This window comes from Allobranchiibius huperziae (genome assembly GCF_013410455.1).
GTDB classification, from domain to species: domain Bacteria; phylum Actinomycetota; class Actinomycetes; order Actinomycetales; family Dermatophilaceae; genus Allobranchiibius; species Allobranchiibius huperziae.
Map to the genome: position 1 here is coordinate 198,945 of NZ_JACCFW010000001.1, position 22,643 is coordinate 221,587.

A 22,643-nucleotide genomic window follows, 5' to 3' on the forward strand; every position below is an offset into this window, starting at 1 on the left:
GCTGCAGCACTGACCGCGAACGCAAACCAGCGGTGCCGTGGGGAAGGCCCTCACGCCCCGGTCTGCAGTGCGGGCGGGGTGAGCAGCGACAGGACGCGGCCGGGGTCGGCCAGGTCGTCCCACACGACGCGCACCACCCGGTAGCCGAGCCGCTGGAGCGCCAGTTCGCGCCGCTTCTCGTTGACGAGGGCTTCGCTGTTGCCCGCGCCGCGGTACTTCAGGAGCCCGTCGAACTCCACGATCGTGCGCGTGCCGTCGACGAGCAGGTCGACCCGGGCGACGAAGTGGCCGTCCCCGTCGCGGATGACGACCTGCGGCGTGACCGCCACACCGGCGGCACGCAGGAGCAGACGCAGTCGGCTCTCGCCCGGTGACTCCGACCGGGGGTCGACGAGGTCGAGCAAGGTGGCCAGTCGTGTGCAGCCGGGCGTTCTCCGCGACTGTCGGATCGCCTCCGCCAGATCGGTGGGTGAGGCGAGGTAGTTGCGCAGCGCGGCGTCCGCGGGAATGACCGCGGCTTCCACTCCGATGCCGGCGCCCACCTGGACGATCGCGTACGCCGCCGAGACGGTCGGCATACCGGAAGCGGTCGTGATCGGGATCGGTTCCGGCACCCGGTGCAGCCGAACCCCTGGCCGGCGCGACCATCGATGCCCCTCCCGGTGGCCCAGGTGGATCTCCGTGGTGTCGCAGGACGAGTCTGTGGGCAGGTCCCAGGCGAGGAGCGCCGACTGGTGGGTGACGAGGTACCCCTCGCCCAGCACGAGCAGCAGAGCGCGGATCCGTCGTCTCTGGGTCTCGGCGGCGCTGGTGACCGTATCAAGGTCACCGGGCGGCAGGAAGTAGCTGCCCTGCGCGCCGCTCAGCACGTCCTCTGCCCGGCACCACGCCCGGAGCTGCTCGTCCGAGGCGCCGAACTCCAGGGCGTCGCGGCGGGTGAACGCGTACCCCTGCTGGCGGACCCGGATCCGCAGCGGGTAGCTCATGGCGGCAGGAAAGGCCTGGTACGGGGTGGTTGCGACGTCCATCGGGTGATCGTGGCGGCTGCGGCGACGGGTGTCTGGTCGCCGCGGGCAGGGTGTGGAGAGCGGGTGGGGATGTGGACAGTCGAGTCGAGGTGCGGGTTTTGCGTTTGTGGCCAGTGCTGCAGCCCTGGCCACGAATGCAAAACCCCCACCGGGCTGTCGGGGGCGCGCTCGTGGAATGACCGCACGGGTGGTGTCGTTGGCCTCTGCGTGAGCGAGACGGTGGACGGGTCAGTGAGGGCGAAGGTGCGGGTACGCGCGCCGGAGTTGGCAGGACGGCGGTGGCTCAACACCGGCGGCGCCGACGTGACCCTGAAGGGCCTGCGCGGCAAGATCGTGGTCCTGGATTTCTGGACCTTCTGCTGCGTCAACTGCCTGCATGTGCTGGACGAGTTGCGGCCGCTGGAGCAGGAGTTCGCCGACGAGCTGGTGCTGCTCGGCGTGCACTCGCCCAAGTTCGAGCACGAGGGCGAGCCCGCCGCGGTCGAGGCCGCGGTCGAGCGTTACGCCGTGGGCCACCCGGTCCTGGACGACCCGGAGCTGACCACATGGCAGGCGTACGCCGCGCGGGCGTGGCCGACGCTCGTGGTGATCGACCCCGAGGGCTACATCGTGGCTCAGCTGTCGGGGGAGGGCCACGCGCACGGTCTCGGCGTCCTCGTCCGTGAGCTCGTCGCCGAACACGAGGCGAAGGGCACCCTGCGGCGGGGGGATTCGCCGTACGTCGCACCACCTGCGCCGCAGACTGCGTTGCGATTCCCCGGCAAGCTCGCAGCGACCCCTGACGGCAGCTACCTGCTGTCGGACACCGCCCACCACCAGGTCGTGCACCTGGAGCCGGATCTGACCACCGAGCGCGCGAGGTACGGCGGTCCGGGTGTCTTCGAGGAGCCGCAGGGTCTGTGCGTGTTGCCCGCCGACGTCGCCGCGCGGGTGGGGTACGACGTGCTGGTCGCCGACAGCGTGCACCACCAGATCGCCTCGATCCGATTGTCGGACGGGCAGATCCGTGTCGTCGCGGGAACAGGTGACCAGCTGCGCGAGCGGTCGGGGAGCGGGCTCGCGCTGAGGCAGGATCTGTCGACCCCGTGGGACATCACCTGGTGGATCGACCGCGCGGTGATCGCGATGGCCGGGGTCCACCAGCTGTGGGTCCTGCACCTGGCGACCGATCCCGCCGACAACACGGTCGCGGTGCTCGCCGGCACGAGCTCCGAGGGCATCCGCGACGGGGCTGCGCACGACGCATGGTTCGCGCAACCGTCCGGTCTCAGCACGTCGGCCGACGGCTCGCGGGTCTGGGTCGCCGATTCTGAGTCGTCCGCACTTCGTTCGATCACGTTGCAGGACAGTGGCTTCGAGGTGAAGACCCACATCGGGCAGGGCCTCTTCGACTTCGGCCATATCGACGGCCCGGCCGCGGATGCGCTGCTGCAGCACCCGCTGGGCGTCGCGGAGCTGCCGGACGGCAGCGTGGCGATCGCCGACACCTACAACGGCGCGATCCGCCGGTACGACCCCGTGGTCGACGAGGTCTCGACCCTCGCCACCGACCTGGCCGAACCGAGTGACGTACTGGTCGAATCCGACGGCGACACAGTGCGATTGCTTGTGGTCGAGTCGGCAGCGCACCAGGTCACCCGCGTCGCCGTGCCGGCGCGGGCGCAGCGTGTCGCGGGCATCGCACACCAGACTCAGCGACCGGTGACACCGTTGGCGCCGGGGGCGGTGGAGCTGCGTATCGCGTTCGAACCGCCGACCGGTCAGAAACTCGACCACCGCTACGGCGACCCCACCCAGCTCATGGTGATGGCCACCCCCGGTGCCTTGATCCGGGACGGCGACGGCACCTCGACAGGGCTGACCCGCACTCTGCAGCTCGACCCGGCGGTCGGCGACGGCACGCTGCACATCTCGGTGCGCGCGGCCGCGTGCGACGGCGACCCGGACACCGGCGAAGTGCCGGAGTACGCCGCCTGCCATCTCTACCAACAGGATTGGGGCATCCCCGTGGTGCTCGAGTCGGGTGGGCCGACCGAGCTGCACCTCGACCTGCGCGGCGTCTGAGATCACCCTCCGCTCGACGGGAAGGGTCAGGCGGACGCGACGAGCAGCACGTCGAGGGTGCGCGGACCGTGCACCCCTTCGACACGCTGCAGCTCGATGTCGCTGGTGGCGCTCGGCCCGCTGATCCAGGTCTGCGGACGGGTCGCGTCCAATGCCGCGACGGCATCCGGGACAGCCGCGACCACCTGGTCCTCGCGCACGACCACCAGGTGGTAGTCGGGCACCAGGGTGAGCACGCGCGGACCCTGCCCGGGGCCGGCATCCAGCACGATGGTGCCCGTCTGCTCGATGCCGAGGCTGCAGGTGGTGAGCACCGCCGAGATCCGATCCAGCTCTTCGACGCTCACGGGTTCGTCTGCAGTCCGCACCGTCGGCACCCACTCCGCCGGAAACCCCTGCGGTACGACGATTTCCGTGATCGAGCGCGCCCGCAGGATGTCGGACAGGCGCTCCTGCACGACGGACGCGCCACACCGGTGCACTGTCGCGCGGTAATCGGCGACCCGCTCGGCGAAGACGTCGACGTCCGCCAGCCGCGAGCCGGCCCGGTGATAGTCGCGAACGACGGGTGGCGCGGCGGGGCGGTCCGCCAGCGCCGTCCGCACCCGCTGCAGGATCGTCTCGCGCGCGTTCATCACGCGTCCTCCTCCGGCGCTGCGGGCGGGACGTCGCTGCCTTCCCTCACCCACCAGTCGCGCAACGTCTCGCGGGGCATCTGCGGCAGGTCGCGTGAGCGCGCCCAGGACGACAGCGGTGGCGGAAGCGCCGGCATCCGCCGGGCGACCCGGCCCAGCGACAGGCTGCGCAGTGCCGCGGTCCACCGACGCCGTGAAGTCATCGTCCACGCCGCAGCGGTCATCGAGGCAGCCTCGGCGGTGGGCACCCGGTGCTCCTCGCGCTTGGCCGCGACGACCTCGGCGCGCAGGTGCACCAGCATCGTGGGGATGTCGATGGCCACCGGGCACACGTCGTAGCACGCTCCGCACAGCGACGACGCGAACGGCAGCGACGGGTTGTCCTTCACCCCGGTCAGCTGGGGCGAGAGCACCGCCCCGATCGGGCCGGGATAGACCGATCCGTACGCGTGCCCGCCGGCGCGCTCGTAGACCGGGCAGACGTTGAGGCAGGCCGAGCAGCGTATGCAGCGCAGCGCCGACCGGCCGTGCGGATCCGCCAGTGTGGCGGTGCGCCCGTTGTCGAGCAGGACGACGTGGAAGTCCTGTCCTTCGGTGGCACCGGTCCACATCGACGTGTACGGGTTCATCCGCTCACCGGTCGAGGACCGGGGCAGCAGTTGCAGGAACACCTCGAGATCGCGCCACGTCGGCACCAGCTTCTCGATGCCCATCACCGTGATCAGCGTGCGCGGCAGCGTGAGGCACATCCGCCCGTTGCCCTCGGACTCGAGCACGCAGAGCGTGCCGGTCTCGGCGACGCCGAAATTCGCTCCGCTGATCGCCACCTTGGCGGACAGGAACCTGCGTCGCAGGTACAGCCGGGCAGCCCCCGCCAGCGCCTCCGGGTCGTTCGTCAGACCCGGGTCGACGTCGTCCATGTGGTCGCGGAAGATATCGCGGATCTCGCTGCGGTTGCGATGGATCGCAGGCACCAGGATGTGGCTGGGCCGGTCGTCGCCGAGCTGCACGATGAGCTCGGCGAGGTCGGTCTCGGTGGCGGTGATGCCCGCCGTCGCCAGCGCCTCGTTGAGGCCGATCTCCTCGGTCGCCATCGACTTCACCTTGACCACGTCGGTCTCGCCGGTGGCCTGGATCAGCCGGGTCACGATGGCGTTGGCCTCGTCGCCGTCCCGCGCCCAGTGCACCGTGCCGCCGCGCTCGGTGACCGCGGCCTCGAAACGCTCGAGGTGGTCGGGGAGCTCGGCGAGGGTCGCGTCCTTGATGGCGGCCCCGGCCGCGCGCAGCTGCTCCCAGTCGTCGAGCTCGGCCACGACACCGGCGCGCTTCTCGCGGATGGTCGTGGTCGCGACCCGCAGGTTGTGCCGCTGCTGGCTGTCCGCCAGGCCGGTACGCGCCGCGTCGGGGAAAGACTCGCCGGTGCGCAGGTGCACGGTCGGCGATGCGGTCGGCATGCCGAGGAACGTCGTCATCGCGCATCCTTGGTCGAGGCGAGGATCTGCGCCAGGTGGACGGTCTCGGTGCCGACGTCGAGTCGCGACATGCCGCCCCCGATGTGCATGAGGCAGGACGCGTCGGTGGCGGCGCACATCTGTGCGCCGGTGGACTGGATCGCGCGCATCTTGTCGGCGAGCATCGCGGTCGACGTCTCGGAGTTCTTCAGCGCGAAGGTGCCACCGAAGCCGCAGCACGTCTGCGCCTGGGGCAGCTCCACCAGGTCGATCCCGTCGACGGCGCGCAGCAGGCGCAGCGGCCGGTCGCCGACGCGCAGTATCCGCAGCGAGTGGCACGTCGGGTGGTAGGTCACCCGGTGCGGGTAGCTCGCGCCGACATCGGTCACCCCCAGCACGTCGACGAGCAGCTCGGACAGCTCGTAGCTGCGGGCGGCGACGGCCTCGACCCGGTCCACCAAAGCGTCGTCACCGAATTGCCTTGCCACCTGTGCGTGTTGGTGACGTATGGCGCCGGCGCAACTCCCGCTGGGGGTGACGATCGCGTCGTACGGCTCGAAGGTGTCGGCGTACCGCCGAACGAGCGGCAGGGCCTCGCGCGGGTAGCCGGTGTTGACGTGCATCTGCCCGCAGCAGGTCTGCTCCATCGGGAAGACCACCTGGTGGCCGAGTCTGCGCAGGACGGTCACCGTCGCCTTGCCCACCTCGGGGAAGAGCCCGTCGACCAGGCAGGTGGCGAACAAGGCGATGCGCACGGGTTCCTCCTGCTGACGGTCCGACTGGTCCCGTCACCGAACGTACCCCCAGCGACGAACGGAGGGGTCCGACACCGATCGGAGGGGGCATGTCCCCTCCGTCCGACGCCGGACCCCTCCGCTCGACGGGTCGATCAGAACGCGGCTTCGGGCAACTCCATGAGCGCGTTGTCGGTGGCCTCGACGACGGCGCGGTCGGCGGCGAGCCGGGGCAAAACCGTCGTGGTGAAGAAGTGCGCGGCCGCGACCTTGCCCTGGTAGAACGCCTGGTCCTTGCCGGCATCCCCCGCGTCGAGGCGGGCCTGCGCGACCTCGGCCTGCCGCACGAGCAGCCAGCCGATCGTCAGGTCGCCGGCAGCGAGCAGCAGGCGGGTGGTGTTCTGGCCCACGGTGTACGCCGCCTGCGGCTCTCCCTGGATCGCCTTCATCGCGGTCATGCCCATGTGCTCGACCATGCCCTGCACGTTGTCGACCGCCTGGCCCAGGAGCTCGCGCTCGCGGCCGAGCGTGTCGTCGCCGGCCCCGCCCTTCACGGTCTGCAGGATCTGCTCGGCCAGCGCACCGAGCGCGGCGAACTGGTCCTTGACGATCTTGCGGAAGAAGAAGTCCAGGCCCTGGATGGCGGTGGTGCCCTCGTAGAGCGTGTCGATCTTCGCGTCGCGCACGTACTGCTCGACCGGGTAGTCCTGCAGGAAGCCGGACCCGCCGAACGTCTGCAGCGACTCGGTGCCGAGCAGCGTCCACGCGCGCTCGGAGCCGACACCCTTGACGATCGGCAGCAGCAGGTCGTTGAGCTTGCTGGCCATGATCGCGGGGGAGCTCTCGTCGAACTCCTCCGATCCGGTGCGCAGCACCTCCTGGTCGACGATGTCCTGCTGGGTGGCCGCGAAGATCACCAGCGCGCGCAGGCCCTCGGCGTAGGACTTCTGGAGCATCAGCGAGCGGCGTACGTCGGGGTGGTGGGTGATGGTGACGCGCCGCGCGTCCTTGGCGCTGTCGGTCATGTCGGCGCCCTGCACGCGCGCCTTGGCGTACTCCAGCGCGTTCAGGTAACCCGTCGACAGGGTGGCGATCGCCTTGGTGCCGACCAGCATCCGTGCGTGCTCGATGACGCGGAACATCTGCGCGATGCCGTTGTGCACGTCGCCGAGCAGGGTGCCGACGGCCGGCTCCTTGTCCCCGAAGGTGACCTCGCAGGTCGTGGAGACCTTAATGCCCATCTTGTGCTCGACGTTGGTGACGTAGGCGCCGTTGCGCTCGCCGAGCTCGCCGGTGGCGAGGTCGACGTGGTACTTCGGCACCACGAAGAGCGACAGACCCTTGGTGCCGGCGCCCGCTCCCTCGGGGCGGGCGAGCACGAAGTGCAGGATGTTCGAGGACATGTCGTGCTCGGCGGAGGTGATGAAGCGCTTCACCCCTGTGATGTGCCAGGTGCCGTCGGCCTGCTGGACCGCCTTGGCGCGGCCCGCGCCCACGTCGGAGCCGGCGTCCGGCTCGGTCAGCACCATCGTGCCGCCCCAGTGGTTCTCGACCAGGTACTCGGCCAGCTTCTTCTGCTCGTCGGTGCCGAGCATGTAGAGGATCTTGGCGAAGGAGTAGCCCGCGGCGTACATGAAGACGGCCGGGTTCGCGCCGAGCACCAGCTCGCCGAGCGCCCACTTGAGGGACGGGGGTACGACGGTGCCGCCCAGCTCGGCCGGCACGTCGACGCCCCAGAAGCCGGACGCCTGGTAGGCGGCGTAGCTCTTCTTGAAGCTCTCGGGGATCTTCACCGAGTTGGTCTCGGGGTCGAAGACCGGCGGGTTGCGGTCGCTGTCGACCAGCGACGCCGCGAGGTCGCCCTCGGCGAGCGTCGCCATCTCCGACAGCATCGCCTTGGCGGTGTCGGTGTCGACGTCCTCGTAGGGGCCCGAGCCGAGCACCTCACCCCGGCCGAACACCTCGAAGAGGTTGAACTCCAGGTCTCGCACGTTGCTCTTGTAGTGGCTCATCGGCCGGCTCCTCGCATGATGGCGCTCGGGTGTTTACTCGTCAGTAACATATTGTGCTACCGACGAGTAGCGCTGTGCAAGCTCTTCGGCATCGCAGCAGGTCAGAGCCGCGTTCCCGGCCGCGTGCGACGATGCCGCGATGACCCTCATGCCCGGCCCGACGAACTCGATCGGCGACGTCGCCGGCGTCCGGGTGGGCCACCACCAACGCGTCGGTGACGGGTGGCTGACCGGTACGACGTGCGTCCTCGCCCCACCGGGCGGCGCCACGGGTGGCGTGGACGTCCGCGGCGGCGCGCCCGGCACCCGGGAGACCGACCTGCTCGACCCGCGCAACGTCATCGAGCAGGTGCACGCCGTCGTCCTCTCGGGCGGATCGGCGTTCGGGCTGGCGGCGGCGACCGGCGTGATGGACGCCCTCGCGGAGGACGGCGTCGGTTTCCGGATCGGCGAGCCCGACCAGGTCGTGCCCATCGTGCCGGCGGCCGTCGTCTTCGACCTGCTGCGTGGCGGCGACTACCGGGCACGTCCGGACGCCCGGTTCGGGCGGGCGGCGTACGCCGATGCCCTGGCCGGACGCGCGACCACCCTTTCGGGGTGCGTCGGCGCCGGCACCGGAGCGCGCATCGGCGGTCTCAAGGGCGGCATCGGCTCGGCCAGCCAGCTCCTGCCCGGCGGGGGTGTCGTCGCGGCACTGGTGGTGGCCAACGCGTTCGGCTCCGCCGTCGACCAGGCCACCGGGGAGCTGTACGCCGCTCGCTTCGGTCTGCCCGGTGAGTTCGACGGGCTGGATCCCCACCCCGCACCGAGCGACGCCGAGTCCGGCAACGCGCCCAGATGGCCCGGTGCGGACGACGTCCGCCCCGGGAGGGCCACCACCCTCGTCGTCATCGCGACCGACCTCTCGCTGACCAAGGCCCAGTGCCAGAAGACCGCCGGCATCGGACACGACGGCCTGGCCCGAGCGGTTCGTCCGGTGCACACGATGCTCGACGGCGACTCGATCTTCGCGCTCGCGACCGGTCAGCGCGCGGCGCCCGACGCGGTGGCGTACCACCAGCTGCTGGAGGGGGCTGCCGACTGCGTGACGCGGGCGGTCGGCCACGCAGTGCTGGCCGCGGACACCACGGCCGGCATGCGGTCCTATCGCGATGTGCACTGCGCTGCGACCCAGGAGGATGCGCGAGGATGACGGGGTGACATCGCCGTTCGTGCAGGTGCAGACGACGGTCGCCGATCAGACCGAGGCGACCCTGATCGCCGATGCCGTGGTCGGAGAGCGACTCGCCGCGTGCGTGCAGCAGATCCCGGGCGTCGGCTCCACCTACCTGTGGGACGGGCGGGTGCGGCACGCGACCGAGGTGCTGCTCATCATGAAGACCACCGCTGCGGCGTTCGAGACGCTGGCGGCGCGGGTGCGCGCGCTGCACTCCTACGACGTCCCGCAGATCGTGGCCCTGCCGCTGGAGAAGGTCGACCCGGACTACGCCGAGTGGTTGCGCGCCGCGGTCGACGACCGCCCGACGTCGCACCTGGAGATCGAGCGCAAGTTCTCCTTGGCGAACGCGACGCTCCCGCCGGATCCGGCCGACTGGCCAGGCGTCGGCACCGTTGCGGGCGAGCGCCGATTCCATCTGGTGGCAACGTATTTCGACACCGTCGACGTGGCCCTCGCCTCGCGCGGGATCACCATGCGCCGCCGGGTCGGCGGCACCGACGCGGGGTGGCACCTGAAGCTGCCACGCAGCGAGGACGCCCGCGAGGAGATCTGGCTGCCGCTGGACGCCACGAAGGACGACACGACGGTGCCCGCCGTGTTCACGGCAAAACTGACCGAGGTGCTGGGGGAGCGGGTGGCGCAGCCGGTCTGCGTCGTGGAGACCCGGCGTACCGAATGGGACCTGCGGGCCGGCGGCCTCCACCTCGCGACGACCTGCGACGACTACGTGACGACCCACAACCTCATCGACGCCGGCCTGGACCGGGAGTGGCACGAGATGGAGGTGGAGCTCGTGCAGGGCGACACCGATTTCCTCGAGGACGTCACGGCCTACCTTGAGGCGCACGGCGTGCACCAGGCGAGCATCGCGTCCAAACTGCGAGCGGCGATGGGCGACCTGATGGACCGGACGTCCTCGTGATGCGCGAATCGGCGGCGGTCAGTGGTGCGGTGGAGCGACTGCGGGAGTCCGGGGAGCGGGTCACGCCGGCTCGTCGCGCGGTGCTGGAGGTGCTCGACGAGAGTCGCGACCATCTCGACGCGGAGACGGTGGCGGCCCGTGTCGACGCCCGGGAGCCGGGGGTGCACCGCGCGACCGTCTACCGCTCGCTGCAGTCGCTGGTGACGCTCGGGGTCGTGGCGCACACCCACGTACCGGGCGGCCCGACGATCTATCACCTGACGGCGTCGACCCGCGCCGACGGCGAGCAGGGCGAGCACGGCCAACCCGGCCGTCACGTCCACGCGCATCTGCAGTGCACCAGGTGCCTGCGGTTCTTCGACATGCCCGCCGCCTGGCTCGATCAGGTGCGCGAGAAGACCTTCGACGCAATGGGTTTCGAGATCGCGCCGGATCATGCCGCGCTGCTCGGCGTGTGCGCGAGCTGTCGGCAGTCCAGTGAGCCGCACGAGGGCGGGACGCACGCCCACTGAGTCGCTACTGCAGTGAGTCGGAAATGGAGCAGGTGCGGATGCAGGCGAAGTGGCTGGTCGGGCGCGACGCGACTGTCCAGAAACTTTGCACGCACCGCACTACTGTCGCGGGTATGCCGAGTCTCGAACGCCCCGCGTCCCCCAATCCGTACGAACTGCTCCCGTCGGTGCCGTCGTTCACCGTCACGAGCGACGACGTCACCGAAGGGCAGCCGCTGAAGGCCGACCAGGTCGCGGCCTCGGGCGACAGCTCACCCCAGCTGTCCTGGTCCGGTGCCCCCGAGGGCACCAAGTCGTTCGTGGTCACCTGCTTCGACCCGGACGCGCCCACCCCGTCCGGCTTCTGGCACTGGGTGCTCGTGGACATCCCTGCGTCCGTGACGTCCCTGGACGCCGGTGCCGGCGCCGAGGGCGGATCGACGCCCGGATCGTCGTTCCACGTGCGCAACGACGGCGGAACGCTCGCGTTCACCGGCGCCGCGCCGCCCGAGGGCGACATGCCGCACCGCTACTACTTCGTGGTGCACGCCGTCGGCGAGGACAGCCTCGGCGTGGACGACTCCGTGTCGCCCGCCGTGGTGTCCTTCAACCTCGCCTTCAAGACCCTGGCGCGCGCGATCGTGATGGGCACCTACCAGGCTTGAACACGACGAAAGGCCCGCCCGAAATGCTTTCTCGGGCGGGCCTTTTCGCGTCTGGAGCGAGTGACGAGAATCGAACTCGCGTATTCAGCTTGGGAAGCTGATGTTCTACCATTGAACTACACTCGCGCGGCCCCAGACGATACACGTCGGCGGCCACCGGCCCGTTCAGGGCCCTCCCACGAACACCCCCTGGGGCGCCTCGCGGCGCCCCGTCCGTGACCTTCGCGCGACTCTCACCGCAGCGAGACCGTCGCGCCGTCGGAGAAGAACGACGTGTCGTGCAACTCGATCGACACCGGTGTCGCACCGATGGGCATGTCGAAGGCGAAGACACCGTGCGTGCTGTTGCCCGGGTTGATCTGGGAGAAGAGCACCTGGTTGCCGGTGATGTAGAGGTCGGCGGTGCTGTCGGCCTTGAACGTGCGGCCCTGGGAGTCCTTCACCTCCTGGTCGGAGTCGGACAGCGTCTGGGAGTCCTTGCCCAGGTTGGTGACCGTGACGGATACGAGCACGTACTGGCCCTGCGCCTTCTGACCCAGGTACTGGTCACCCACGCTGGACACGCCGGTGCGGACCTTGGTCACGACGAACTGCAGCTTGCCGTCCTTCACGGGGGTGTTGAGGCCCGGTGACTTCTTGGTCGCGCTGCTCTTCTTCGCCGAGGACTTCGGGGAGCTGGACGAACTCGAACTCGATGCGGAGGCCGACGACTCCGAACTGGTGGCAGAGGACGACGCGGCGGTGCCGGTCGCCGAGGGATCCGACGCCGAGCTCGACCCGCCTCCGTTCGCGACACCGGCGATGGTCCCGATCACGACCACCGCGCCGATGACGGTGATCACCTTGTGGCGCACGAACCAGTTGCGTTTCGCGTTCGGGGGCGGTGGCGGCGCGGGCGGGTTCCAGCTTCCGGGTGGTCCGCCCTGGCCTCCCTGCCCTCCCTGGCCGGGGTAGCCCGATCGGCCTGCGCCCGAACGGTCGTCGTGCGGCGGTGGGTAGTTCTGCGACATGGTGGTCTCCCCTGTGGAGTCGGTGACTGGATGACGCCAGTCCACTGCCGGCAGGGGGCACCGCACATCGCCCGACCGGGCACGACCCACCAGCCGATCGGGTGACTCGTCCGCGCGAAGACCATCCGATCGGTTGGCCACAGGTGTCGGCTGCGCCACCTAGATTGAGCGCGTGATCGCACCGGGGGAGTCCATGTCGTGGTGGCGCGCCCGACTGCGCTGGAGCGTGCTGCGCACCACCCTCGTCATCATCACCGCGCTCGGTTTCGGCGCACTTTCTCTGTCGGCGACCGGGGCGCGGCGCGTCGGCAGCACGCAGCAGGGGGTCACGCCTCCGATGAGCAACCTCGAAGCGATCGCCTTCTTGATCGACCTGGTGTTGCTGGTGCTCTTCGTGTGGCGCCGCCGGTGGCCCGTGCCGCTGACCCTCGCCGCCTGCGTGGCGACCATCGTGCTGCCGCTCGACGGATTCCTGCCGCTGGTCGGGCTGGTCTCGGTGCTCGTGCTGGTGCGCGACTGGCGGGTGCCGGTCGCCGCGCTCGCGGTGAGCGCAGCCGAGGTGGTCTGGGTCATGCGCGACACACAGGGTCGGTATCCGGTCCAGTCCTTCTGGCGGAGCATCTTCACCTACCCACCGGGTCGCGAATTCCCCTGGTGGGTGGCGCTTCTCATCGCGCTGGTGCTGGTGGCCGTCTCGATCGCCACCGCCGTCGGTATCACCGCGCGGCGGCAGCTCGACGCGGCCGCCGAGACCGGCAACGCCTCTCAGCTCAAGCTCGACATCCTCGGCACCGAGGTCGCCCGGCAGGCCGAACGCGAGCGCATCGCACGAGAGGTGCACGACGTGCTCGGCCACCGCCTCTCCCTGCTCTCCCTGCACGCAGGTGCCCTCGAGGTGTCGGCGGGCAGCGACCCGCGAATGGCGCAGAGCGCGGCACTCGTGCGCGAGGGCGCCCAGCAGTCGATGGCCGATCTGCGCTCGCTGCTCAACGTGCTGCGGACACCCGACGCTCCGGACGTCACCCGGCAGGTGCGCACGGTCGCCGACCTGCCGACGCTGGTCACCGAGTCCCTGGATGCCGGCAACCCGGTGCTCTCCTCGATCTTCGTGGACCAGGCGGCCACCCTCGATCCGCACGCACATCAGCCACAGCGCCTACCGCATCGTGCAGGAGCTGCTCACCAACGCGCGTCGGCACGCGCCGGGCACACCCGTCCGGCTGGAGGTCCGCGGTGGTCCGCAGACCGGCGTCGAGGTCGTGACCACCAACTGGTGCCGCCAGCACCCGCCACGGGCTCTGGTCGTCGGCAACGGCCTGACCGGTATCCGCGAACGCGTCGAGCAGTACGGCGGTCAGTTCCGGGCGTTCATCGATCCGCAGGGTGCCTTCCGGGTGGCCCTGCTGCTGCCCTGGACGTGGTCCGGCGAGCGAACGGACGCCCTGTCGGCGACCCGTGCTCCCACCTCGGAGCGACGCGCATGACCGCGAGGGACCGGCCTGTGACCTACGTGCCACCGACACCCGACGGCCGGCACGTACGCGTGCTGCTCGTCGACGACGACCCCCTCGTCTGTCAGGGGTTGCAGATGATCCTGGAGGTGTCGGGCGACATCGACGTGATCGGTGTCGTGCACGACGGCGACCAGACCGTCGCCGCGATCCAGCGGTGGACCCCGGACCTGGTCATGCTCGACGTCCGGATGCCCCGACTGGACGGGATCGGTGCCTGCGCGGCGATCCAGCAGCTGCCCTCCCCGCCGCCGGTCATCATGCTGACCACCTTCGATCTGGACGACGTGGTGGTGCGCTCGGTGCGTGCGGGTGCGGCGGGGTTCCTCCTGAAGACGGCCTCGCCGACCCAGATCGTCACCGCGGTGCGCGACGTGGACGCCGGCCGCGGAGCCCTGTCGGCGGCCAGCGTGCGTGCGGTGTTCGGCGAGCTGTCCGCGCCGGCGGCCCACGACCGGGAGGTCGCCCGGACCGCGTTCGCGCAGCTGACCGAGCGTGAGGCTGCCGTCGCCCGGCTGGTGGCACGCGAGCTCAGCAACGCCGAGATCGCCCGGGAGCTCTACCTCAGCGATGCCACCGTCAAGAGCCACCTGTCCAGCGCCCAACTCAAGTTGGGGGTGCGCAACCGGGTGGGCGTCGCCGTCCTGGCGACGCTCGCCGCGGCCCGATGACCGTAGGCCGGCTCGTCGGCGCCGGGCACGGGTAGCCTCACCCCGTGCTCCTTTCAGACCGCGACATCCGCGCCCAGATCGACGCGGGACGGGTCCAGCTCGACCCCTACGACGCCGCGATGATCCAGCCGTCCAGCATCGACATCCGGATGGATCGCTTCTTCCGGCTCTTCGACAACCACAAGTACCCCTTCATCGACCCGGCCGCCGACCAGGAGGACCTGACCCGGCTGGTGGAGGTGGAGTCCGGTGAGCCCTTCGTGCTCCACCCGGGCGAGTTCGTGCTCGGGTCGACGTACGAGCGGGTCACCCTGCCCGACGACATCGCCGCACGGGTGGAGGGCAAGTCCAGCCTCGGACGGCTCGGCCTGCTGACCCACGCCACGGCCGGTTTCGTCGACCCCGGCTTCAACGGCCACGTGACCCTGGAGCTGTCGAACGTCGCCACGCTTCCGATCAAGCTGTGGCCGGGCATGAAGATCGGCCAGCTCTGCTTCTTCCAGCTGTCCTCGCCGGCCGAGAATCCTTACGGCAGCGCGAAGTACGGGTCGCACTACCAGGGCCAGCGGGGCCCCACCGCCAGCCGTTCCTTCAGCAACTTCCACCGCACGCAGGTCTAGGTGGCGCGGACCGAGGTCGGACCCGAGCACGAGGGTGCGCAGCCGCACCTGGTCCTGCCTGCCGGGCGGCGTGCGCAGGGTGTGGTGCTCGCGCTGCACGGCGGTGCGCCACGCAGCACGGTCGCCACGCCGACCTTCGACCCCGGCTACCTGCGGCTGGTGCTCGCTGCCCGGTCCATCACCACTCGCAGCCGCGGGAGGATCGCAGTCGCATTGTTGCGCAACGCGGTTCGTGGATGGAACGGCGCCACGGGGTCGCCGGTGCTCGACGCCGACTGGGCTCTCGACCGCGTGCTGGCGACCTACCCCGGCCGCCCGATCGGGCTGCTCGGGCATTCGCTCGGCGGGCGGACCGCGTTCGCCCTGGTGCACCGTCCCGAGGTCCGCAGCCTGGTCGCACTTGCTCCCTGGATGTCCGACGCGTACGACGCGCACGACTTCCTCGGCACGCCCACGCTGATCGTGCACGGCAAGATCGACACGATGACCGACGCCGATGCGTCGCAGGACCTCGTACGCCGTATCCGAAGCTTGGGGGGCGACGCGCGGTTCGAGTCGGTACCCGGATCGCACCCGCTGCTGTGGCGGTCGGGGCGAATCCACGCGATGGCCCGCTCCTTCTTCTCCACGACTCTGGGGGAGCGCGAAAAGGGGGTGTGAGTGAGCGCTCACTCATGTTACGGTCACTAGGTGACCAATGCAGCACGCGCACATCGCGCGCCGGCCATGAACCCGGCCGAGCGGCGTGAGGCCATCGTCGTCGCGACGGTGGGAGCGATCCGGGAGTGCGAGACGATGCCGACGACCCGGCAGATCGCCCATGCCGCGGGCGTTGCGGAGGGCACCATCTTCCGGGTGTTCGACACCAAGGACGACCTGCGCACCGCGGTGCTGCAGCGCACCTTCGACCCGACCCCGCTCTTCGAGAAGCTCGCGCAGATCGACGCCGCACAGCCCCTGCGCCAGATCCTGATCGACATCGTCGACCTGCTGCACGAGCGACTCACGAGCACGTTCACGGTGATGCGGGCGCTCGGGCTCGGCGCCCCGCCCACGGAAGCGGTCGGCACCTCGGCGGAGAAGATCCGCGCGGACACCGCCGGACTGCTGCGGCGCCTTCTGGCGCCTCACCAGTCCGAACTCACCATGCCCGTGGAGGAGTTCGGGCACATCGTGCGCCTGCTCGCGTTCGCGGGCAGCCATCACGAGATCGCGCACGGGCGGACGCTGACGGCCGAGCAGACGGTGGACGTGCTGCTCTACGGCGCACTCGTGCGCACACCGTGTGCCCCGTCGGAAGCGGTTCCGGCACACCTCGAGCTCCGGGAAAGGACCTGATCGATGCTTCTCGGTCTCTTGCGCCGCCATCTGCGGCCGTTCCTCGGCCTGCTGGGTGCCCTCGCCGCCGCACAGCTGGCGAGCGTCGTCTGCCAGCTGTATCTGCCGAGCCTGAACGCCGACATCCTGGACAAGGGCGTCGCCCGCGGCGACACCACCTACATCTGGCATCTCGGTGGATGGATGCTGGCGATCACCGTGGTTCAGGTGGGCGCGGCGATCACCGCCGCGTTCTTCGGGTCCACGATCGCCATGTCGTTCGGCCGCGACGTACGAGGCGCGATCTTCGCCCAGGTCTCCCGGTTCTCCGCGCGCGAGGTCAATGAGTTCGGTGCTCCCACCCTGATCACCCGCAACACCAACGACGTGCAACAGGTGCAGCTGGTGGTGTTGATGGCGTGCACGCTGATGGTGTCGGCGCCCATCATGATGGTCGGCGGCATCTTCATGGCGTTGCGCGAGGATGCTCCGCTGGCGCCCTTGATGGTGGCCGCCATGGTGGTCCTCGGCATCGCGGTCGGGCTGATTGTGCGCCGGATGATCCCCGGGTTCCGGCTGATGCAGAAGCGCGTCGACGGGGTCAACCGCGTGATGCGAGAACACCTCTCGGGAGTTCGGGTCATCCGGGCCTTCGTGCGGGAGCCGTACGAGAAGGAGCGCTTCGCTGTCGCGAACGATGAGCTGACGCAGGCCTCCATCCGCGTCGGCCGGCTGATGGCCGCACTGTTCCCGACCGTGTTCATGGTGATGAACGTGTCGACGGTCGGCGTGTGGTGGTTCGGCGGGCACCAGGTCGACGCGGGCACGATCCAGATCGGCTCGCTCACCGCGTACATGACCTATCTGATCCAGATCCTGATGTCGGTGATGATGGCGACCTTCATGGTCATGATGGTGCCGCGGGCGGCGGTCGCCGCGGAGCGGATCGAGGGGGTGCTGCGGACAGAACCGTCCGTGCACCCGCCCGCTCACGTGGTCGAGCCGGAGCAGATCCGCGGCGTGGTGCGCTTCGAGGACGTCGAGATGCAGTATCCGGGCGCCGACAAGCCGGTGCTCTGCGGCGTCGATCTCGTGGCCCACCCGGGTCAGACCGTCGCGATCATCGGCTCGACCGGCTCGGGCAAGTCCACTCTGATCTCCCTGGTGGCGCGGTTGTTCGACACCACCCACGGCACGGTGAGCATCGACGGCGTCGACGTGCGCGACATGGACCCCGACAAGCTGTGGGGACACCTCGGCATCGTGCCGCAGCGGCCCTATCTCTTCAGCGGGACCGTGGCCTCCAACATGCGCTACGGCAACCCCGACGCCACCGACGAGCAGATCTGGGACGCGCTCGCCATCGCCCAGGCCACCGGCTTCGTCCGTGGGCTCGACGGGCAGCTCGAGGCGCCGGTGAACCAGGGCGGCACCAACCTGTCCGGTGGTCAGCGCCAACGACTGTGCATCGCGCGGGCGCTGGTCGCGCATCCGCGGATCTACCTGTTCGACGACGCGTTCTCCGCGCTCGATCTGTCCACGGACCGCCGGCTGCGCACCGCGCTCGCGCCCCACGTGCGGGACGCCACGGTCTTCGTCGTGGCACAGCGGATCTCCACGATCGCCGATGCCGATCAGATCGTGGTGCTGGACGGTGGACGAATGGTGGGGATCGGCACCCACGAGGAGCTGGCGCAGAACTGCCCGACCTACCAGGAGATCGTCGAGTCGCAGCGAGCCGAGAAAGTGGGGAGCGTCGCGTGAGCGCACAGCCGAAGGACGCACCGATGCGTCGGCCGCGGGGACCGTCCATGGGAGTGGGCGCCGGGGAGAAGACGCAGGACTTCATCGGGTCGGGTCGCCGCCTGCTCGGACTCCTCAGACCCGAGCGCCGCACCATGTATCTCGTCCTGGTGCTCACCGTCTGCACCGTCACCCTCAGCGTGATCGGACCGCGGATCCTCGGGAAGGCCGTGGACGCGATCAACTCCGGCGCCATCGCGCGGCACCTGCCGGCGGGATCGAGCAAGGCGGCCGTGGTGGCGGGCCTGCGGGCGAGGGGCCAGTCGACGTACGCCGACATGATCGAGCGACTGCACCTGGTGCCGGGCGTGGGCATCGACTTCGGACACGTGGCACGCATCCTGCTGCTGGTCCTCGCGTGCTACCTGGTGTCGGCGGGCACCCAGCTGATCCAGGCGCGGCTGCTGAACCGGGCCATCCAGCTCACGATGAACCGGCTGCGGCACGACGTCGAGGACAAGGTCGGCCGGGTGCCGTTGCGGCACCTGGACGGTCAGCCGCGCGGGGAGCTGCTCTCACGGGTCACCAACGACATCGACAACATCGGCCAGTCGATGCAGCAGACGCTCAGCCAGCTGCTGGTCAACGGGCTCACCATCATCGGCGTGATCGTGATGATGCTGACCATCTCATGGTGGCTCACGCTCATCGCGATGATCGCGATCCCGTTGGTGCTGCTCGTGACCCGCCAGGTGATGAAGCGCTCGCAACGCTTCTTCGTGGCGCAGTGGAAGCACACCGGCGAGCTGAACGGGCAGATCGAGGAGACCTACAGCGGGCACGAGCTGGTCAAGGTCTTCGGGCGGACCCCGCAGGTGCGCGCGCGTTTCGATGAGAAGAACGGCGAACTGATGCGGGTGAGCCAGCGGGCTCAGTTCGTGAGCAGCCTGGTCATGCCGATCATGATGTTCGTGGGCAACCTGCAGTACGTCGTGGTGTGCGTGCTCGGTGGACTGCGCGTCGCGTCCGGGACGATGACGCTCGGTGAGGTCACGGCGTTCGTGCAGTACACCCGCCAGTTCACCCAACCGCTCACCCAGCTGGCGTCGATGGTCAACCTGATGCAGTCGGGGGTGGCCAGTGCGGAGCGGGTCTTCGAGGTGCTGGACGCACCCGAGGAGACCGACGACGGGTCGGATTCGCTGGGCACCACCCAGGGCCGAGTCGAGTTCGACGACGTGTCGTTCGGGTACGAGCCCGCGCGGCCGCTCATCGAGCACCTGTCGCTGCAGGTCACCCCGGGCAGCACGGTCGCGATCGTCGGCCCGACCGGTGCGGGCAAGACCACCCTCGTCAACCTGGTCATGCGGTTCTACGAGTTGACCTCCGGGCGCATCCTGCTGGACGACGTCGACATCGCGACGGTCCCGCGAACGGAGCTGCGTTCCCGGATCGGCATGGTGCTGCAGGACACCTGGCTCTTCCACGGCACCATCTGGGACAACATCGCGTACGGCCGGCTCGGTGCGAGCGATGAGGAGATCCTGGCGGCGGCGCAGGCGACGTTCGTGGACCGTTTCGCCCGCGCGCTGCCGGACGGCTACGACACGGTCATCGACGAGGAGGCTTCGAACCTGTCCTCCGGCGAGCGGCAGCTGATCACCATCGCACGGGCATTCCTGGCCGATCCGGCGTTGCTGATCCTCGACGAAGCGACCTCATCGGTGGACACCCGCACCGAGGTGATGCTGCAGCAGGCCATGGCGGCGCTCCGCTCCGAGCGCACGAGTTTCGTGATCGCCCACCGTCTCTCGACCATCCGGGACGCTGACACCATCCTGGTGATGGAGCACGGCGCGATCGTGGAGCAGGGCAGCCACGATGAGCTGATGAAGGCGCAGGGCGCCTACTACGGGCTCTACATGTCGCAGTTCGAGGGCGCGGTCACCGAGCAGGAGAGCGAGCCGGCCGGCGTGTGAGCCTGCGGTCCGCATCGAACTTTCCGCGTCATCGGTGCAGTTCGTAGTCGTAGCGGACGTCGGTGCCGTCCATGAATCCCTCGGTGTCGGCGTACCACCGCTTCACCAGGGGATCGGTGCTGTCGCGGCCCAGATGGCGGCGGGCGCTGTCGGCGTAGAGGTCCGGGTCGTGCTGGTCGATGGGGTCGTGGTCGCCCGGACGCATCTGCGACCTGGGGTCGATCCGGATGTACGTGCGGTTGACGGCGTCCGGTTCCCCCGCCGCATCGAGGCGGGGGACCAGGTCGGAGGTGTGCTCGATGGACAGCGCCCGGACCGATCCCGGCACGGCGATCCGGGACGTCGGCGCCGCGACGGTGATCAGTCGGGTGACCCGGAACCTGGTCCGGAACTGCGGATTCTGTGCGAGGCGCGCGGCCACGATGCCGCCCTGGCTGTGGCCCACCAACATGACCGGTTCCGAGCCGGGCGTGACGCCTTGGGCTCTCATCGCGGCCGCGAGGGCAGCGCTGATCGCCGGGTAGAGGCTGCTCGGCACATCGGCCATGCTGCGTACGTTCGCCGTGGCGTCCGACGGGTCCTGCGGCATCTTGACGCCCCAGTTCTGAGTGCCGGGGAGGTCGACCACCCAGTGGCCCCTGCCCTGCGCGTCGATCCGACGGTGCACGCTGAGGAGAGACCGGTGTGCGTTTCCGGCTCGCTCCGCCCATGCATCGTCGGCGACCAGCGTGCCGATGCTGCCCTTGGTGCGGGGACCGGCAGTCGTGTGGGTGCCCGCCGCCGTCACCGTCAGCTTGGTGGAATCGAGCAGGTATCCGTGGGCGGTCGCGATGCCCAGGATCGCGGCGACCTGGTGGTCGAAGTCGCCCCCGTCGCCCAGCACGTAGGCCACGAGGCGTGCCGACCGCGCCGTGTCATCGGTCAGGGACGGATCGTCATAGGCAGCACGGGAGATCGTGGAGGTGAAGTACCGCTCGTACGCCGTCACCGGGTCGATGCGCGGATGTGCCGGGTCCCGCAGCGTCGCGAGGCTGTAGTCGCGGTAGGTCAACGCCGCCGCCACACCTGCCGCGCTCCCGACGGCGGACACAACGTGCGGTAGGGCGACCCCGAAGTGGTAGGCGGTGAGGGCATCGGCGACAGCGGCGTCCCGCGTCCGGTAGTAATCGACCGACAGGCGCACCCCGCGCGCCATCAGCTCCAGATCGGCGCAGAGCACGACGAGCCCGTGCGGGCCGACCGTCAGGGCCACCGTGCGCTCGCCGATCCGGACGGCGGTGCCCGGCGACATCAGTGTCCCGGTGACCGGCAGGCGGGCGATCGTCATCGTCAGATCGGTCGACAGGGCCCGGGCGTGGTCGCCGGCGGTGTCGAGCAGTCGGGCGCTGGTGAGCATGTCGTCGTAGTGGGCATGGGTGGATGCCGCCCCGCCGCCGGAGCGGTATGCCCCGTCCCCGGATGCCGACATCACCGTGTCGAGTCCACCAGCGCGGCTGCCGCCAGACAGACGTCCCGCAGCTGCGTCCTGACCTCGATCAGCCCGGCCGGTCGCATCGACAGTCCGTCGTGGGTCTCCTGTAGGTAACCCCAGCCGCACGGCAGGCCGACCAGGTGGACGCCCAACCGGGTCCGGTCCTCGTCGCTGACCAGCACCAGGAATGCGGCGGACACCCCGTGGGCCAGGTCGCCCAGCCACGGGGCTACGCGATCGAGCCGGGCTGACCACAGGGCATCGAGCACGCCGTCGACGCCACCCGCCCGGACGTCGTCGACGAGCACGAGGGCGTCCGGCACCGGCACCGGGCGGCCCACGAAGCGCGGCGTGGACGGCACCGAGGTCGTCCGACCGAGCGCTGCCAGCATCGCGGACAGTTCCTCGGGCAGTTCGTGCGCCGGCCCGATCATGGCGGTGACCGTGTCACCGCCGATCACGCCGCCGGCCATCACGAAGTCGTCGCCGTCGTACGCCGCGTTCATCGTGATCGCCCGGGTCTGCGTCGCCGCGATGACGCGCACCTGCGGGACCGCGGACCCCAGGAACGCGATCACCCGGGCGGCCTCGTCGCCGGCTGCCGGCAGTTCGACGGCCTCGACACTCACCACGGCGGGCTCACCGTATGCAGCACCGAGCCACCCGTGTCGTCCCACACGTGTCTCGCGTCCCTGGCCACCGTTGCGGCATCGTGCACCGTCCTACGCGCGTCGTCCACGACGGTCTGGGCCGTGTTCGTCACCGCGAGAGCGGCTTTGGCCAGTGCCGCTTCATGCGACTCGACGTGGAGGGCGTGGTTGAGCAGCAGGGTGCTGAGGTCCTCGAGTGCGCCGGCACACCGCAGGAACGCGCCGCGCTGCATCCCCAGCTGGGTCCGGAAGCGCTGCGCGCCCAGGCTCTCCCACCGGGCGTGCCCGGCTCCGGTCACGGCGACCGATGCCGCCCGGGCACGGGAGGCCAGGCCGCTCACGATGCGGGCCGCGGCCCTGATCTGCTCCGGATCCGTTGACATGGCCGAGATCCTCGCCCGGGCCGCCGGCCCGCGCACTCACGAATGCTGCGGGTGTGGACGACCGATC

At 70.0% G+C, this 22,643-nt stretch carries 20 protein-coding genes and 1 tRNA gene; 11 read left to right on the top strand and 10 right to left on the bottom strand.

The genetic code is table 11. The annotated features are described in order from the left end of the window. Window positions 1–50: 50 nt before the first annotated feature. Complete coding sequence (locus tag HNR15_RS00975) at window positions 51–1,028, bottom strand: PDDEXK family nuclease (RefSeq protein WP_179478373.1); 978 nt, start codon at window positions 1,026–1,028, stop codon at window positions 51–53. A gap of 219 nt (window positions 1,029–1,247) precedes the next feature. On the opposite strand from HNR15_RS00975, the gene HNR15_RS00980 reads away from it, so the two are divergent. After that, complete coding sequence (locus tag HNR15_RS00980) at window positions 1,248–3,092, top strand: NHL domain-containing thioredoxin family protein (RefSeq protein WP_425484555.1); 1,845 nt, start codon at window positions 1,248–1,250, stop codon at window positions 3,090–3,092. Window positions 3,093–3,118: 26 nt separating this feature from the next. Here HNR15_RS00980 and HNR15_RS00985 read toward each other — a convergent pair whose 3' ends face one another. The 4 genes from HNR15_RS00985 to HNR15_RS01000 all read right to left on the bottom strand — a co-directional run bounded on the left by HNR15_RS00985 (window position 3,119) and on the right by HNR15_RS01000 (window position 7,924). Then, a complete protein-coding gene (locus HNR15_RS00985) occupies window positions 3,119–3,727 on the bottom strand; it encodes a LutC/YkgG family protein (RefSeq protein WP_179478375.1) in 609 nt (202 codons plus the stop codon). Next, window positions 3,727–5,199, bottom strand: a complete 1,473-nt coding sequence (locus HNR15_RS00990; protein WP_179478377.1) for a lactate utilization protein B — start codon at window positions 5,197–5,199, stop codon at window positions 3,727–3,729. Before HNR15_RS00990 ends, HNR15_RS00985 begins: the two co-directional genes overlap by 1 nt. After that, window positions 5,196–5,933: a heterodisulfide reductase-related iron-sulfur binding cluster gene (locus HNR15_RS00995; RefSeq protein ID WP_179478379.1), complete on the bottom strand. Its 738-nt coding sequence runs from the start codon at window positions 5,931–5,933 to the stop codon at window positions 5,196–5,198. The genes HNR15_RS00990 and HNR15_RS00995 overlap by 4 nt, the downstream gene beginning before the upstream one ends. A gap of 134 nt (window positions 5,934–6,067) precedes the next feature. Then, window positions 6,068–7,924, bottom strand: coding sequence for an acyl-CoA dehydrogenase (locus HNR15_RS01000; RefSeq protein WP_179478380.1), 1,857 nt, complete (start codon window positions 7,922–7,924; stop codon window positions 6,068–6,070). Between the two features lie 139 nt (window positions 7,925–8,063). Here HNR15_RS01000 and HNR15_RS01005 point away from each other — a divergent pair, with 139 nt between their 5' ends. From HNR15_RS01005 to HNR15_RS01020, 4 genes are all read left to right on the top strand, one after another. Then, on the top strand, window positions 8,064–9,116 hold the full coding sequence (locus tag HNR15_RS01005) for a P1 family peptidase (protein WP_179478382.1): 1,053 nt from the start codon (window positions 8,064–8,066) through the stop codon (window positions 9,114–9,116). Window positions 9,117–9,120: 4 nt separating this feature from the next. Further along, entirely contained in the window at window positions 9,121–10,065 is a 945-nt protein-coding gene (gene cutA / locus HNR15_RS01010) for a divalent cation tolerance protein CutA (RefSeq protein WP_218883501.1), read from the top strand. Next, a complete protein-coding gene (locus HNR15_RS01015) occupies window positions 10,065–10,577 on the top strand; it encodes a Fur family transcriptional regulator (RefSeq protein ID WP_179478386.1) in 513 nt (170 codons plus the stop codon). Before cutA ends, HNR15_RS01015 begins: the two co-directional genes overlap by 1 nt. Before the next feature lie 113 nt (window positions 10,578–10,690). Beyond that, on the top strand, window positions 10,691–11,221 hold the full coding sequence (locus HNR15_RS01020) for a YbhB/YbcL family Raf kinase inhibitor-like protein (protein WP_179478388.1): 531 nt from the start codon (window positions 10,691–10,693) through the stop codon (window positions 11,219–11,221). Between the two features lie 52 nt (window positions 11,222–11,273). On the opposite strand, the gene HNR15_RS01025 is transcribed toward HNR15_RS01020, so the two are convergent. Both HNR15_RS01025 and HNR15_RS01030 read right to left on the bottom strand, forming a co-directional pair. Beyond that, window positions 11,274–11,347, bottom strand: a tRNA-Gly gene (locus HNR15_RS01025). A gap of 107 nt (window positions 11,348–11,454) precedes the next feature. Continuing rightward, complete coding sequence (locus tag HNR15_RS01030; RefSeq protein ID WP_179478390.1) at window positions 11,455–12,231, bottom strand: DUF4352 domain-containing protein; 777 nt, start codon at window positions 12,229–12,231, stop codon at window positions 11,455–11,457. A 172-nt stretch (window positions 12,232–12,403) separates the two neighbouring features. On the opposite strand from HNR15_RS01030, the gene HNR15_RS01035 reads away from it, so the two are divergent. Genes HNR15_RS01035 through HNR15_RS01060 form a run of 6 tightly spaced genes read left to right on the top strand, consistent with a single transcriptional unit; the run spans window position 12,404 to window position 20,072 of the window. Then, the gene (locus HNR15_RS01035; protein WP_179478392.1) at window positions 12,404–14,413 is read left to right on the top strand and encodes a response regulator; all 2,010 of its coding nucleotides are present in this window, start codon (window positions 12,404–12,406) and stop codon (window positions 14,411–14,413) included. 44 nt (window positions 14,414–14,457) lie between these two features. Next, window positions 14,458–15,033 (top strand): dCTP deaminase, encoded by a 576-nt coding sequence (gene dcd / locus HNR15_RS01040; protein WP_179478394.1) that lies wholly within the window; start codon window positions 14,458–14,460, stop codon window positions 15,031–15,033. Beyond that, complete coding sequence (locus HNR15_RS01045) at window positions 15,034–15,693, top strand: alpha/beta fold hydrolase (protein ID WP_179478396.1); 660 nt, start codon at window positions 15,034–15,036, stop codon at window positions 15,691–15,693. It abuts the gene before it with no gap. A 30-nt stretch (window positions 15,694–15,723) separates the two neighbouring features. Then, window positions 15,724–16,371, top strand: a complete 648-nt coding sequence (locus tag HNR15_RS01050; RefSeq protein ID WP_179478398.1) for a TetR family transcriptional regulator — start codon at window positions 15,724–15,726, stop codon at window positions 16,369–16,371. 3 nt (window positions 16,372–16,374) lie between these two features. Continuing rightward, complete coding sequence (locus HNR15_RS01055; protein WP_179478400.1) at window positions 16,375–18,114, top strand: ABC transporter ATP-binding protein; 1,740 nt, start codon at window positions 16,375–16,377, stop codon at window positions 18,112–18,114. Between the two features lie 23 nt (window positions 18,115–18,137). Continuing rightward, on the top strand, window positions 18,138–20,072 hold the full coding sequence (locus HNR15_RS01060; RefSeq protein WP_179483517.1) for an ABC transporter ATP-binding protein: 1,935 nt from the start codon (window positions 18,138–18,140) through the stop codon (window positions 20,070–20,072). Window positions 20,073–20,100: 28 nt separating this feature from the next. Here HNR15_RS01060 and HNR15_RS01065 read toward each other — a convergent pair whose 3' ends face one another. Genes HNR15_RS01065 through HNR15_RS01075 form a run of 3 tightly spaced genes read right to left on the bottom strand, consistent with a single transcriptional unit; the run spans window position 20,101 to window position 22,576 of the window. Continuing rightward, entirely contained in the window at window positions 20,101–21,540 is a 1,440-nt protein-coding gene (locus tag HNR15_RS01065) for an alpha/beta fold hydrolase (RefSeq protein ID WP_179478402.1), read from the bottom strand. Beyond that, window positions 21,540–22,172, bottom strand: coding sequence for a hypothetical protein (locus HNR15_RS01070; protein WP_179478404.1), 633 nt, complete (start codon window positions 22,170–22,172; stop codon window positions 21,540–21,542). The genes HNR15_RS01065 and HNR15_RS01070 overlap by 1 nt, the downstream gene beginning before the upstream one ends. After that, window positions 22,169–22,576 carry a hypothetical protein gene (locus HNR15_RS01075; protein ID WP_179478406.1) on the bottom strand — a complete coding sequence of 136 codons (408 nt, stop codon included), beginning with the start codon at window positions 22,574–22,576 and terminating at the stop codon, window positions 22,169–22,171. Before HNR15_RS01075 ends, HNR15_RS01070 begins: the two co-directional genes overlap by 4 nt. Window positions 22,577–22,643: the final 67 nt, after the last annotated feature.